Here is a 12,746-nt window from a genome sequence, read left to right as displayed (position 1 = left end):
ACACGATGATGTTAATTAACTTATTAGGCTTAGTGTTAATCGCACTGATTGTTTGGTGGTTTTGGCTATACAAACCCAATAAAACAATTGTTCAAGATAATGAAGTACTCATTGAAGTGAAAGATGGTGTGTATTCACCATCCTTAATCCAAGTGTCTGCTAGTCAACCTGTCACCCTGAAGTTCATGCGCAAAGATCAATCACCCTGTGCTGAAACAATGCTTATTCCATCATTAGAGATAAGCGAGCAGCTTAAATTAAATGAAATTACTCAAATTACCTTATTGAACTTATCAGCGGGAGAGCATGAGTTTCATTGTCAGATGCAAATGTATCGCGGTGTTTTAAAGGTTGTTTAGGAGGGGTTATGAACATGAAAAAAGTGACAGCCATTTTTGATGAAATGGTGTTAACACGAGTAGAAGAGGCACTACTTTCACATGGCTATAAAGGCTTTACCATTCATAAAGCAACAGGCAGAGGTGCATATGCTGATACTTACAACAGAAATCACTTATCAGCACATATAGTAATGACCATTTATGTTGCTTTTGATGATGCTGAACATGTTGCTGAAGTTTTGCTCGATGCTGCGCATACCAACATTGAAGGCGAAGGATTAGTTAGCATCTCTCCTGTGGATAATCTCTACTGGATAAATTCTAAGTCTGAAGCTTCAAAGGAAGATTTAAGGTCAATAGGAGGCCAATATGAAAAATGAGCACCCTAAATTTTGGTCAACACCTACGGGTTGGGCTGCATTGGTGCTTATTGCCGCAGCCACCTATTTTTTAATCTTTGAACATGGACAGCATGTACTGCAATTTCTTCCTTATTTGATTTTATTGCTATGCCCGTTGATGCACGTATTTATGCATGGCAGTCATGGCAAACATGGCCACGATCATTCACATGCGCCTGATGAGAAAAAGGAAGAGAGCTTTCAAGAACTAACGGATAAAAATGCTGCCTATCGCGATGGCTACATACAAGGCTTAGAAGAAGGACGTAAGGAATCACATAAAAAGGAGAAAAGTGATGAATGAGACATATGATTATGGCTTATGGTCAATGGTGATACTGAACTCTGCAATTTTTATCTTTTTTGCCTTTAGTTTTGTCAAACCAAAAACATCGACTGATTGGCGAAGTTTAGGAGCGTTCTCCGCCTTTATTGTCGCCCTATTTACTGAAATGTATGGCTTTCCTTTAACTATCTATTTTCTATCGGGGTGGCTGACGGAGACCTATCCAGAAGTAAACTTCTTTGCGCATGAAAATGGACACTTATTGCATACTTTCTTTGGTTTTGAAGGTGATGCCCATTGGGACCCATTTCATATAGCGAGTATGGTGTTTATTGTTGCAGGTTTCTTTATGTTGTCTTCAGCATGGAACGTATTGCATCACGCGCAAAAACACCATCAATTGGCTACTACAGGATGGTATGCGAGGTGTCGTCACCCACAGTACGTAGCTTTCATTCTAATCATGTTTGGCTTTTTATTGCAGTGGCCGACCATCCCGACACTTACGATGTTTCCAATCTTAGTCGTTGTTTATGTCAAGCTAGCCAAACGCGAAGAAGCACAAGCGATTGCAGAGTTTGGCTCTGAGTACCGCAGGTATATGGAATCGACACCAAGTTGGATTCCAAATTTTAATAAAATGTAGAAGGTAAAAATTATGAAAACATTAGGTAAATCAATTCTATTTTCTGGCTCACTGATGGTAGCCACAAGCTCATTTGCCCAAGATCATGACCATAAGCATGAAAGTGTGAACAAATATGATATGCATCAAGGCATGGAGATGTCACACGAAAATATGGAAAAAATGCATAAAAAGATGATGGAAATGAAAAAAGAAGTTTTAGCAATTAAATCTGAACAAGACCCTGATAAGCAACAGCGAATGATGCATCAACATAGACGTTCAATGATGAAAATTATGCAGATCATGCATCGAGATATGGAAGACAAACCTATACATAAACAAATTGCAATGGCTGAACATCATCTGGAAATGATGGAAAACATGATGCCGCAGATGAACCGGAAAATGGAAGAAATTAAAGATAGCAATCAACAGCATTCACACAAACATTAGGAGAAAAATTATGAGCGATTTAGATCATAGAGTTGGCGTTAGAGAGCAGAATTTAGTTGTTCGAAATCTAAAGCTTAGCAATGTCACAGAAGAAAGCTGTGACGAGTTAGTAAAAGAAATAGATCAGCTTTTTGGTATAGATGAAGTTAGTTACAACATCAAAGAAGGTGAAATACACCTTGCCTATGATGCCGCAAACGTAAGCCTTGATGGGATTGAGGAGGTAATCCGTAAGTATGGCGCAGATGTTCATGATGATTGGTGGACACATACTAAAGAAAGTTACTATAAATTTGTTGATCAGAATGTTAAAGACAACGCTGCTCATAAACCGTGGAGTTGTCACAAAGTTCCTCCGGGTGCAAGCCGGAAAAATAAGTAAGCTTACGAAAAGCTTGCTCAGTTAATAAGTAAGATGAGGAGAAAATGATGAAAACATCCAATATGAAAATTCTACTTTTATTTGTATTTGGTATCTTTCTAGCGGGTTGTTCCAATACTGCGTTTTATCACAAAAATATGATGAGGGGTCAAGTGGTTGAGCAGTCTACTGATCGAACTCTGATTTGTATTGGTGCCAAGCATGGCGCAGAGGTTGGGCAAAAATACAGTGTTATTAGATTCCATGAAAGAATGGTATTGAGTGAAGGTGAAGATCCCTACACTATCGAAAAGGTAGGAACGGTACAAATTACTAAAATTGTGAATGATCACTTCGCTACGGTAAAACTACTATCAGGTGATATTGCAGCGAAAGATATGGTGGAGCTTGAATAGTAATTAAGTGGTGGCGCAAGCCACCACTGGAGAATAACGATGAAACTTAATGAGAAAGCTTTTGCGTTGGCTTGTGCAGCCGCCTTTGGCATTGTTTGGTTGGTTTGTTCAATGGTGGTAATTATGCTGCCTGATATGATGTCTAGTATGACGGGCAACATGTTGCATACTGACTGGAAAATTCTGGGCTGGCAGATGTCCTTTATAGGAGTATTTATTGGTGGATTTTTTTGGGTGTTATTTGCAGGTGTAACAGGGGGAATTGTAGCAAAGATTTACAATAACCTGAATTTGAAATAGTAGTCACATTTAGATTGGTGGAAATAATTAAATTAACAACAGCGAACCCATTTAATCAATCATTAATTGAATGACGCTAAGCAAGAATGAAAAACTTTTTTCAGTTTGAATTTGAAGTCTAAGGTGTGACTTAAACACACCTTAGTTTTTGAATTATAAGGTAAAGTTTATTTTCTTTGGCACTCAATTTGCAGTCTTAGTGAGAGACAATTAATTGACGAAGAGTATATTTATGCTTCATATCGAAAACACTTTAATTAGCCAGCTCCAAAACTCATCTGTTTATAAATCGAGCTTAGAGGAACAAAAAACTAATAATAATGAGTTCTCTAAACTACTTATTAAAGCGATTGACAATGTAAATGAATTGCATCAAAAAGCAGGTAAAGCGACAAAAGAATTCGAGTTAGGGACAACAGACATTAGTTTAGCAGAGGTTATGATTGCAAGATCAAAAGCAGGAGTTGCTACTGAAGCCACTATACAAGTTAGAAATAAAGCAATAGAAGGGTACAAAGAAATTATGAATATGGCTCTATAAACTTTTAGTATGTTAGAGTAAACAACTAGAATTTATGATAGAAAGTCATCGTTTTATTTCGTTCATGTACGAAATTGTTAAGTGGACTTTCGTTCATGTAATTGTTATGGTGTACGAAAGGTATAGGTTTCGTACATATGAAAGTTGGTTTTGCACGAGTTTCGACTCAAGAACAAGATTTACAAGTTCAACTGTCCAAGTTGGGCGCTCATGGCTGTGAGAAAATATTTCAAGGGAAGCAAAGTGGTGCTTCGATTAAAAATGATGAGAAGTTAAAAGATCTCATAAATTTTATACGAGAAGGCGATGAAGTAATTGTTACTCGCCTTGACCGGCTTGGCCGATCATTAAAGACTATTCTCGAAGCAATTGAAAGTATTCATAAAAAGGGAGCGTGTTTAAATATCATCGACGGCTCTCTCAATACTAAAAATGATAATCCATTCTCGACGGCGATGATCAACCTTTGCGGAGTCTTCGCTCAGCTTGAGCGGGATTTAATAAAAGCCAGAACAGCTGAAGGTCGTGAAGAGGCTAAGGCTAAAGGCAAACATATGGGGAGAATGCCTGCTTTGTCTGATAAACAAGCGAAGGAATTATATAAAGATAAATTAAATGGTGAATCGATTTCTGCATTAGCAAAAAAATATTCTGTTAGCCGCCCTACGGTTCACAGAACTATTAAAAGAATGGAAAAGCAAAATAATAAATAAAGGGAGATGTTATGTGGTCTGACAAAGAATCAAAAATTGATTTCTTAAATTTTAATGAAGCGGCTGAGTCGATTAAAGACCTTATAACAGAAAAGGAATTAATGCCTATTAGCGTCGGTGTCTTTGGTGATTGGGGCGCAGGAAAATCTACTATTCTTGAACTTACCAAAGCATCTTTGGAAACTGATGAACAAGAATATATCCAAGTACATTTTGATGCATGGACTTTCCAAGGGTACGATGATGCTAAAGCTGCGCTATTAGAAACAATCGCATCTACTTTAGTTAAAAAAGCAGCAGACGATAAAAACCTAAGTGCAAAAGCAAAAGAGTTTGCTGGACGAATAGATAAGATCAGACTGATGGGACTACTTATGGATGGTGGTGCAGCATTAGCTGGTATACCAACTATAGGTGGTATACAGAAGATCATGGGACTATTCAGTGGTGGTGACGATGGTGAACTGGATGTTGATGATGTAAAAGGTGCTGTCGATGGCGCTAAGGATGTCGCGAAGAAAAACAAAGGTTTGATCAAAGATAAGAAATCATTCTCACCTCCTAAAGAAATTAAAGAATTCCGAAAAGCATATTCAGATCTGCTAAAGGAGTTTGATAAACCACTTATTGTCTATGTCGATAATTTAGATCGCTGCTCTCCATTTAATGCCATTTCAACACTTGAGGCGATCAGATTATTTCTATTTCTACCAAATACCGCATTTGTTATTGCCGCCGATGAAGACATGATCCGCTTGGCTGTGCCGGAATATCACAAAGGTGCATCTCAACGACATCAAACTGATTATTTAGACAAGCTTATTCAAATTCCTGTGCATGTACCAAGACCCGGCGTTCTGGAGATAAGGGCATATTTAATGATGCTTACTGCTCAAGACCACGGCGTTACCGATGCTCAATTAGAAACGATAAGATGTGCCCTTGAAGAATCATTAAGGCTGTCGTGGAAACAACCACAAATAACCATTGATGAGCTACTTCAAGATCACGCTATCGAAAAGCATTCAGAACTCAGAAGTAAATTTGTAGTTGCTGAGCAGTTAGCTCCACTATTAGCTGAATCTACAAACATTAACGGCAACCCTCGCATAGTTAAGCGATTACTGAACCAAGTGAAGATGAGAAAGAAAACGGCTCACCGTCGAGGTATGCAGCTTGATGAAAAAACCATCACTAAGCTGGTAATTTTTGAGAGGTGCTTAGGCACTCAGGCTACCAATAAGCTTTATGAATTAATTGATAAGGAAAAGGGATTCCCAACAGTATTGGCGGATCTCGAAAATTCAGAAGTTGAATTTGACGAAATTAAGTTACCTGAAGAGTGGAAGCTAGACCTTGCTTTTATTGATAAATGGTCAAAATTACCTCCAATGTTTACTGAGATGGATTTGACTCCAGCGGCATATCTGAGTCGAGAAAGCATTCCAATGGGCGCTGTAAATGCGGTAATGTCTGGAGCTGCTCAAAAACTTGTAGAAGAATTAATGAAGCAAAAGGTTAGGGTCAGTGGCGTTAACTCTACAGCTATTACCACAACACCAAAGGAAGAATATATGTCAGTCATGGATGGTTTGATTGAAAACTTTAAGTTGATTGGTGATTGGACCGAAAGACCAACAGGCATTTATGGAGCGGTACTACTTGCCAAGCAGGATGAAAAATGTTGCTTAAGTCTTCTTACATTTTTAAAAAGCTTGCCCCGTCAAAGATGGCTTAATCCAATTTTAAAAGAACTAGAGGGAGCTAAGTAATATGGGTACGTCCGCATCGTCAACAGGACCGAATAATAAGAGTCCGCTAATTCCATCTTGGGCAGAGCAAGGAGACCCCGTCACAATAGAACCTGCATCAGGTACTGATGGGGATGATCAAACTGGCTCTGATAATAATCAAGCTGATGATCAGAATGACAATAGCAATGATATTGACAATGACAAGGTTCAACAAGAAATCGGTGGTTCACCTACAGCAACACTGCCTCCAAATAGGTTTGCCAGTGCCAGAAGAGCATTTGGTAAATATGCACAAACAGGTGGCTCAACCTCAGATCTAAGGCGTTCATTAAAAAATTACTCTAGAAAAGGCTCTGGCGGAGGTAAAAGCACAAGCCAGAGACTAGCAAGCGGCATAACTGCTGGTTCTGGGTTGCTTGGTGTCATGCGTGGCGACACCGTAACGGTTAATAATCAAAGCTTATCTTTAGGTGATCTAACTGGGCTATCGACTGACCAAGCAATTGACAAAATTGCTAGCCATTTAGCGCCTGATAATGCCGATTCGGATGCTGTTAGAGTGGCGTTAGACTACGCGTTGGAAGAAGCACTGCCCGATACTGAAGAATTTGATCCTAACAGTTTTACCGACGAAGTTATCCAAGAAGCAATTGGCTGTTATTTAACAGATCTCATATTTCAAGATGTCGTAGAAGGCATGGGCAGAGCTTGGTTTCATGTTGAGCCAGCAAGCAAGCATCATCAAATGGAAGTTGAATTAAGGGAATTAATAAAAGTGATCACACAAGAACAGTTAGATAAAGTAACTAATGGCAACCCCAGCACTATCAGTAAGGAAAATATTACTAAAATTCAAGCCGATGCTATTGCCATGACAGTTGATGAGTGGGAGAGCTTTGATGACTAATTTTTATTTTAATCATGACCCAGCTAACTTGCCTGATTTTTCTGATGATTGTCACCCTGTCCAGATGTTCCATACGCATCAAAATGACATTACTAAGCACAGCTTAGTGTCAAAGCAATTGCTTCAAACAGTACGTGATTTAGGATTGCATGTAGATGCTGATGCAATAGACCTCATAACAATTGCAACCGCCGTTACCGCCGCTGATACATTTGAATTGAGGGATAATGCAGAAAATGCATGGGCTAGAAAAATGCACTTGCATGTTCCTGTTACCGATGAGGATATGTGGAATTTTGTAGAGCCTGAACTAAGTTCTTTGCTCAACTTTCTTACAGGCGATCAATGGCAGTTTACTTTTGAAAAAACAACTATGCCGATGCCAGCTCCTAAAACAAGTGAGCAAGCGAAAGCAAAAGCAAAATCATTAATTGGACTCAACTCAGTCTGCCTTTTTTCTGGTGGCCTTGATAGCGCAGTTGGTGCAATTGACATTTTAAACGGAGAGTCAGACTTAAAACCACTTTTGGTTAGTCATGCCTATCGTGGTGATGGTGCGAAACAGGAAGATATTAAGCAATTATTATTCCCGCCATTCGGCGAATTGTCCTATTCAATGTCTCCCCATATTATTAAGCACTTAGAAGGTAAAACTGACATTAGCATGAGGGGAAGAAGCTTCAACTTCCTAGCTATGGCGGTACTTGGTATATCAGCCTTAAGAAATGCTAATTGCGATAGCAGTATTGAAACTATTGTCGTCCCTGAGAATGGCTATATCTCAATAAATCCACCGCTAACCAGAAGACGGATTGGTAGCCATAGTACTAGAACAACTCATCCTAATTTTCTAAGCAGGCTTGAAACTTTGCTTAGAGATACTGGGTTCCATGTCAAGTTTGTAAATCCGTATCAATTCAAAACTAAAGGTGAAATGTTAGCTGATTGCATTGATCAAGAAGCTATCAAGAAAGCCGTACCATTAAGCGTTTCATGTAGCCACTGGCATCGTAAACATATGCAATGCGGACATTGTGTACCATGTTTAATTAGAAGAGCCTCTGTGCACCACGCGGGATTCAAAGATGATGCACCTTATGAAACCAAAAGGTTAAAAGGGCTGATGAAAGAGAAAAACACGAGGGACGATTTGCAGGCAGTGCAAGCTGCTATTATCAGATTGAAACAAGATAATAACTATCGCTCTTGGCTTCGTAAATCAGGACCAATACCAGAAAATGCTGATATTAGGGATAAGCTTACTTCAACAATAAAACGCGGTTTAGCTGAAGTAGAAGTTTTTTTACAGGCTGATATGAAATCATGATGGATCTTCATTGTCATGTCGATTTATATCCAGAGCATGGCAAAGTTTTGGATGATATCAAGTCCTGTAAGCACTATGTGCTTTCCGTAACTACTGTGCCTTCAGCTTTTAATGGCACAGCAAATCTTACTTCTGGTATTGATAATTGCAGGACAGCTCTGGGCTTACATCCACAATTGGCACACTTAAGAAAGAATGAGCTTTCTTTATTTGATCAACTGATATCTAAAACCAAATATATAGGTGAGATTGGTTTAGATGGTTCTAAAGGCTATGTTGATCATATGGAAGACCAGCTATTTGTATTCAAACATATTCTTAATAAGTGCCAGTCGTACAAGGATAAAGTATTAACGATTCATTCTCTCAATGCCATTGAAGAAACATTAGATTGCCTAACGCAATATCCTGACGCTGGAAAGCCTATTCTCCACTGGTTTTTAGGCACAAAAAAACAGCTAACAAGAGCTTTAGAATTTGGCTGTTATTTTTCAATCGGACCTGCAATGATTAACTCTAATAGGGCTAAAAAAATCATTTCGTGGATACCTAAAGATAAGGTATTACTTGAAACTGATGGGCCATTCGCAAAAGTTGCCGGGAAAATACAGTTTCCATCAGATGTCATCAGCGTCATCGAATATTTATCAGTGGGTTGGGAAATGTCGCGAGAATCAGTTGAAACTCAATTGAAGCTAAACCTTAAAGCTGTTCTGACATAGTTGAAGTATGAGAAATGAGTTGGACTTCAACACTCGTCATTAAATGATTTTCGGTCCAATAATGTTCCAAAAAATTAATAATCCGACATATGTATTTTAATTTTTCGAGATATCCTTTCAATGAACCTGTTTGACCTATGAATAACTTTTGTAGGTAATCAGTAAATTTGCATTGACATAAAAACTTTCATATTGAGGGGGATTAATTGAAAGAAATTATAAAAGAAATGTTAGATAGTGTCGGTTTTTTGGGCTTTGCGCAGCGGACAAAAGCTCTAATTTTGAATCCGAATATCGACGACCCGACTTTTCAAAAGAGCAAAGTTAAGGCTGTAGGAGATACCATAAGATCCCTAGCTCTATTTGTTGTTTTAGCAAAGTTTGCAAGCACATACGTTCCATTCCTATACGAATTAAAAACGATCAAGGTGGTTGACGAAATTGCTCTCGGTATATATTTGCTAGTACAAACATTTATTGTATCAGCGGTTTTAGCGGCAGTTGCATCTTTACTGCTTTTGCCTAAGGGATTGAAATTACACTCATTGATTTTCTATCATAATTTTCGGGTTAAGGCTCTTATAAACATTCCATTCTTTGTGTTGTTTTCAATTATGCTTGGAAAAATGTTTGACGGCAGTGACACGTTAGATTTTGAACTAGATGATGCAAGATTTCCCGTAGCACTAATAAGTTCGTTATTGATTGCTGGGATAACGATCAAATACATTTTTCTTCCAATAAAAGAATATTTTCAAAAATTTTATAGCCCTAAAGTTAGTTTTATAATGACTTGCATCTGTTTATTCGCTGCTTCAATAGCCAATACTTATGCTGGATTGGGACTTGCTGAAAAGCTAATAAATAAAGAAGAAGCGTGCAAAGCAATTTTTGATATGAATAAGAAAAAAGGGAATGTTCCAAATAACATTGACCGCAGTTGTTATATTGGAAAATGTATCGAATCATTTGGTCAAAAATATCGCTAGCTCTCATTTTTATTAAGAGTTGCCCCAATGTGAAAATCTGGGGCAATGGATTCAGAAATTTATTTTCTTGTGAAAGAAATGATCTCACCAGTTTCTCTATCCACATGCTCAACTTCCATCACTGCATCTGGATTGATATCAATTAACTGCTGCTGTAATGACTTATTCTTGGTTATTAAGTTATCAGACATACGATACATCTCTGTTAACTTCTCAATCCAAACTTTATTGTCTGCAACTTCAGGTTCTTTATTCTGGAGTTCCTCAACTTTCTTTTTAGCATTAGTGAGTTGCCTAGTTAACTTTCTAATTTCAGCTTCTAGCTTTTGTATTTTAAGATCTTTATCTCTAATTTCTTGAGCAGCTTTAATATCTTTTTGAAGCTGAATATGCCTAGAAGTTTTTTTATAGATGTTTGAATTACTTCGACCAGCTTTCTGTGCAACTCTGTTAGGGTTGATCTTCTCATTTGGATCATCTTTTAGCTCTTTAAGTGCTTTGTAGAAAAGCTCAATTGCGTCAACATCTTCTGTCATTTACTTTGCTCTTTTTTATTGTTCTGTTCGGTACTCTCTGCATTACGAATAACATGCTCGGCAGCATCAAAAGTATCTTGCCAATTGATTGCTAATAGCTCATATCGTTTCTTAACTTCATCTGGGGCATTGCGTAACTTCTCAAGCCTTTTAGCAGCACCATTACGCATAGCTCGCCAATGAACCATTTGTCGCTCCACTACTGTATAACTGCCACAATATACACAACCTGAAGGTAGGCCAGCATTCTTAATTTTACAGGCTTCACCGCCACTACAGTAGCCGTGAATAAGCCCTCTGATGCCTTTTAAGTTTTTCTGCAAAAACAGGACATACTCTTCCATATTTTTAAAATGTATCTGATTAATTCTATCTGGCTCATCTGATTCAGAGCTAGTAATCCCAATAACTAGGTCTTTAGCTATTTTATTAAAGCGTTCACCGCCACCGCCGCCGAGATTTCCTTTCATGCTTTCTTCGGCAATTTCATTAGCGACTTTCTTCGTAAGAAGCTCTTCATGGTGATTAATAATTTCTAACATCTCGTCAACAGAGGCTATTCCTCTATTGCCATAAACCATCGTCATACTCTTAGATAGGTGATTAAACTGGTACTTAATATCATCAAGTTCACCGAGCCTATTAGCTATAATGAACCATGCAAATGTATGCCTGAACATATGAGCGGTGATTCTAATTTGATCGCCAACAGAGTAAGGTTTGCCTCTATCTGCACCTTTTAACGCTTTGTAATTGCATTCAAGCTGTTCTAACTGAGCAATATCTAATTCACTTAACAATATAATAAACATCTCATGAGGAGTGCCGTCGGTATTATCAAATTCAGCAAATCTACCATCCTTAGAAAAGCTAATGCTTTTCATAGAATGCGCTACTCCAAATAGTTTGTTCTCTTCTAGACCAAGCTCTAAGTTATGAAGGTTTTCTGGTTTTATTTTCTCAGGGTAGTACTGTTCTAAACATTCCCCACGCTTGCGCATATTGATGACAAAATCTTCAAGTATTTGAACAGCATTATATGTATCTTCGTTGGCTACCCAGTCTAATTCAATAGTGCTGCCATCAGTTTTAGTCATGGTTGACTTGACATAAAAAGTACCGTCTTTTTCGAAAGCACATCCAATCTTGCAAGACAGCGCTTCATCAATTCGCATACCAGTGAAGGTTAATATGTAAACTAAGACAGATATCTTGAGGTCTGTAAAACAAACATACTTTTCTTCATAGTCTTTCTCAGTATCGCAAGCGTTAACAGCGTTTCGGATTAATGTTGCGGTATCACTGATTGTGTTTGTGAAATTAACTCTTTCTTCAAGGCGAGCTATTACTCGGTCATTAAAGTTTTTCCAATCTTCAATGTTATCTTTTACTAGCTTTACATTTTCACTGGCCCGTTGAATTAGTACTTTAAGTACATTTGTTGGTATTACAGGGTGAGATAAAGTAGACAGTCTAGTTTTATGATATTTATCTTTGATAGCGGCTAGATGACCGTGAAAAGTGTCACAAACCACATCACTTAATAACCCATAAGAGTTCTGCACATTGAACAGTGTCGAGAACTCTCGTTTGGGTAACGTTTGATCAGCTTTGCGTTCTTGGAATAAATACTCATGTAACGTATTGCTTATTACTAATTGAGGAGAATTGCTAAAATGATGAAACGATATAAAGTTTTTCTTCATCAAGAATTTAGCTAACTGGTTTAATATTGTAGTGTGACCTGAAACTGATGATGTTTTATAACCAATACCGCCCTCTACATTCCCGTTAAATAGTTTTATTAATGCATATGCCTTAATTTGAAATGAAAACTCATTATCCTCGTCTAAGGTGACGATATTAGTTTGTTTACTGTTTTCCGCGTACCAAGTCCCGTCACTAAAGTGTATTTCCTTAAAATACTTTTTGTTTATAGCTTTTGTATGCCAAAGTACTGAGTTGTTTATTTCCTCAATCCTATCTACATTGCTCAAAGAACGAATTTGAATTTCTGAACTAGGCAGAGGATCCGAAATTGCTGTAATTATTTGATGGATGTTCATTATAT

General features: G+C 37.8%; 17 protein-coding genes. 15 read left to right on the top strand and 2 right to left on the bottom strand.

All coding sequences use genetic code 11. From position 1 onward, the window contains the following. Nucleotides 1-5: 5 nt before the first annotated feature. From ACHSBP_RS20395 to ACHSBP_RS20325, 15 genes are all read left to right on the top strand, one after another. Entirely contained in the window at nucleotides 6-359 is a 354-nt protein-coding gene (locus ACHSBP_RS20395; protein ID WP_395390306.1) for a cupredoxin domain-containing protein, read from the top strand. A 14-nt stretch (nucleotides 360-373) separates the two neighbouring features. Further along, nucleotides 374-721: a P-II family nitrogen regulator gene (locus ACHSBP_RS20390; RefSeq protein ID WP_395390305.1), complete on the top strand. Its 348-nt coding sequence runs from the start codon at nucleotides 374-376 to the stop codon at nucleotides 719-721. After that, nucleotides 711-1,046, top strand: a complete 336-nt coding sequence (locus ACHSBP_RS20385; protein WP_100912777.1) for a DUF2933 domain-containing protein — start codon at nucleotides 711-713, stop codon at nucleotides 1,044-1,046. The genes ACHSBP_RS20390 and ACHSBP_RS20385 overlap by 11 nt, the downstream gene beginning before the upstream one ends. Continuing rightward, a complete protein-coding gene (locus ACHSBP_RS20380; RefSeq protein ID WP_100912778.1) occupies nucleotides 1,039-1,674 on the top strand; it encodes an isoprenylcysteine carboxylmethyltransferase family protein in 636 nt (211 codons plus the stop codon). The genes ACHSBP_RS20385 and ACHSBP_RS20380 overlap by 8 nt, the downstream gene beginning before the upstream one ends. 12 nt (nucleotides 1,675-1,686) lie before the next feature. After that, nucleotides 1,687-2,109 carry a hypothetical protein gene (locus tag ACHSBP_RS20375; protein ID WP_290167871.1) on the top strand — a complete coding sequence of 141 codons (423 nt, stop codon included), beginning with the start codon at nucleotides 1,687-1,689 and terminating at the stop codon, nucleotides 2,107-2,109. Between the two features lie 10 nt (nucleotides 2,110-2,119). Beyond that, nucleotides 2,120-2,491 carry a cation transporter gene (locus ACHSBP_RS20370; RefSeq protein ID WP_395390304.1) on the top strand — a complete coding sequence of 124 codons (372 nt, stop codon included), beginning with the start codon at nucleotides 2,120-2,122 and terminating at the stop codon, nucleotides 2,489-2,491. A 47-nt stretch (nucleotides 2,492-2,538) separates the two neighbouring features. Beyond that, nucleotides 2,539-2,886, top strand: coding sequence for a hypothetical protein (locus ACHSBP_RS20365; RefSeq protein WP_375186065.1), 348 nt, complete (start codon nucleotides 2,539-2,541; stop codon nucleotides 2,884-2,886). 39 nt (nucleotides 2,887-2,925) lie between these two features. After that, entirely contained in the window at nucleotides 2,926-3,186 is a 261-nt protein-coding gene (locus ACHSBP_RS20360; RefSeq protein ID WP_375186066.1) for a DUF5676 family membrane protein, read from the top strand. A gap of 232 nt (nucleotides 3,187-3,418) precedes the next feature. Then, nucleotides 3,419-3,727 (top strand): flagellar hook-basal body complex protein FliE, encoded by a 309-nt coding sequence (gene fliE / locus ACHSBP_RS20355; RefSeq protein WP_158088296.1) that lies wholly within the window; start codon nucleotides 3,419-3,421, stop codon nucleotides 3,725-3,727. A gap of 137 nt (nucleotides 3,728-3,864) precedes the next feature. Beyond that, complete coding sequence (locus ACHSBP_RS20350; protein WP_085282014.1) at nucleotides 3,865-4,440, top strand: recombinase family protein; 576 nt, start codon at nucleotides 3,865-3,867, stop codon at nucleotides 4,438-4,440. 11 nt (nucleotides 4,441-4,451) lie between these two features. Then, a complete protein-coding gene (locus ACHSBP_RS20345; RefSeq protein ID WP_395390303.1) occupies nucleotides 4,452-6,212 on the top strand; it encodes a P-loop NTPase fold protein in 1,761 nt (586 codons plus the stop codon). Nucleotide 6,213: 1 nt separating this feature from the next. Then, the gene (locus ACHSBP_RS20340; protein WP_395390302.1) at nucleotides 6,214-7,101 is read left to right on the top strand and encodes a hypothetical protein; all 888 of its coding nucleotides are present in this window, start codon (nucleotides 6,214-6,216) and stop codon (nucleotides 7,099-7,101) included. Then, entirely contained in the window at nucleotides 7,094-8,428 is a 1,335-nt protein-coding gene (qatC, locus tag ACHSBP_RS20335; RefSeq protein WP_395390301.1) for a Qat anti-phage system QueC-like protein QatC, read from the top strand. The genes ACHSBP_RS20340 and qatC overlap by 8 nt, the downstream gene beginning before the upstream one ends. Next, a complete protein-coding gene (gene qatD, locus ACHSBP_RS20330) occupies nucleotides 8,425-9,150 on the top strand; it encodes a Qat anti-phage system TatD family nuclease QatD (protein ID WP_395390300.1) in 726 nt (241 codons plus the stop codon). Before qatC ends, qatD begins: the two co-directional genes overlap by 4 nt. Nucleotides 9,151-9,356: 206 nt before the next feature. Next, nucleotides 9,357-10,139 carry a hypothetical protein gene (locus ACHSBP_RS20325; RefSeq protein WP_395390299.1) on the top strand — a complete coding sequence of 261 codons (783 nt, stop codon included), beginning with the start codon at nucleotides 9,357-9,359 and terminating at the stop codon, nucleotides 10,137-10,139. A 59-nt stretch (nucleotides 10,140-10,198) separates the two neighbouring features. Here ACHSBP_RS20325 and ACHSBP_RS20320 read toward each other — a convergent pair whose 3' ends face one another. After that, a complete protein-coding gene (locus ACHSBP_RS20320; protein WP_395390298.1) occupies nucleotides 10,199-10,675 on the bottom strand; it encodes a hypothetical protein in 477 nt (158 codons plus the stop codon). Next, nucleotides 10,672-12,741: a hypothetical protein gene (locus ACHSBP_RS20315; protein ID WP_395390297.1), complete on the bottom strand. Its 2,070-nt coding sequence runs from the start codon at nucleotides 12,739-12,741 to the stop codon at nucleotides 10,672-10,674. Before ACHSBP_RS20315 ends, ACHSBP_RS20320 begins: the two co-directional genes overlap by 4 nt. Between the last annotated feature and the right edge of the window lie 5 nt (nucleotides 12,742-12,746).

The organism is Pseudoalteromonas sp. XMcav1-K (assembly GCF_044005875.1).
GTDB lineage: Bacteria > Pseudomonadota > Gammaproteobacteria > Enterobacterales > Alteromonadaceae > Pseudoalteromonas > Pseudoalteromonas spongiae.
Note: the sequence above shows the minus strand (reverse complement) of the source record. Positions and strands in the feature narration are given on the sequence as shown.